Raw genomic sequence first — 1,100 nt, forward strand, 5'->3', positions numbered from 1 at the left:
CGCGCCGGAACCCCGACCGCTCCCGATCACGATCCCCGTACCGGTCACGATCATCCCGACGGTACGAAGACCGCTCCTCACGACGCTCGAACCCACCGCCCGGCCGCCCACCACGACCCCGATCACGATCCCGCTCATCACGCCCACGGAACCCACCACGATCGTCATCACGACGCGGACCACGCGGACGGTCGTCACGCCGGAACCCCGACCGCTCCCGATCACGGTCTCGGTCACGATCGCGGTCATGGTCACGGTCGCTGCGGAACCCACCCCGATCACGGTCGTCGTCATCACGCCGCGGCCCCCGCGGACGGTCATCCCGCCCACGGAAGGCTCCGCGGTCACTATCACGGTCACGGTCCCGACGCGGCCCCGAACTCCGGTAGTCCCGACGGTCACCGCCATCCTGACGCCTCGGCCGACGCTCTGGGCGTCCGGGCCGATCCTCGGGCGAGTTGGTGGACATCGACGTGACTCCTGTCTGTGGTACCGCAATCATTCTCGCGCACCGAAGAGCGCGGCGCGTAGGGGCAAGCAAAAGGACCCTTGGCCCAGCATGAACGCTGGGACCAAGGGTCCTCAAAGATTGTTCGGCGGCGTCCTACTCTCCCACAGGGTCCCCCCTGCAGTACCATCGGCGCTGAAAGGCTTAGCTTCCGGGTTCGAAATGTAACCGGGCGTTTCCCTCACGCAATGACCACCGAAACCCTATCACCGCTCCACGGAGCGGAAGTCGATAAGGGCAGCGAACAAGCACGCTATTCAATTGATCATTGAAATATGGCACCCGCAGAGCGGGGCCATGGCCGGTTCAACCAGGGCGGCTGTTCGCAGCCTGGGAACCACACAGTGGACGCGAGCATCTGAGGACAAGCCCTCGGCCTATTAGTACCAGTCAACTCCACCCCTCACAGGGCTTCCATATCTGGCCTATCAACCCAGTCGTCTACTGGGAGCCTTAACCCCTCACATGGGGGTGGGAGTCCTCATCTCGAAGCAGGCTTCCCGCTTAGATGCTTTCAGCGGTTATCCCTCCCGAACGTAGCCAACCAGCCATGCTCTTGGCAGAACAACTGGCACACCAGAGGTCCGTCCGT

The 1,100-nt window shown here is 63.7% G+C and carries 2 rRNA genes and 1 pseudogene; all 3 read right to left on the reverse strand.

The features are described from left to right. Positions 1-360, reverse strand: a pseudogene (locus ACTWQI_RS29840) (hypothetical protein); the annotation flags it as partial. 231 nt (positions 361-591) lie between these two features. Further along, a 5S ribosomal RNA gene (gene rrf, locus ACTWQI_RS29845) occupies positions 592-708 on the reverse strand. 160 nt (positions 709-868) lie between these two features. After that, a 23S ribosomal RNA gene (locus ACTWQI_RS29850) occupies positions 869-1,100 on the reverse strand; the annotation flags it as partial.

The sequence above is a fragment of the Streptomyces sp. KR80 genome (genome assembly GCF_052245555.1).
Classification (GTDB): domain Bacteria; phylum Actinomycetota; class Actinomycetes; order Streptomycetales; family Streptomycetaceae; genus Streptomyces.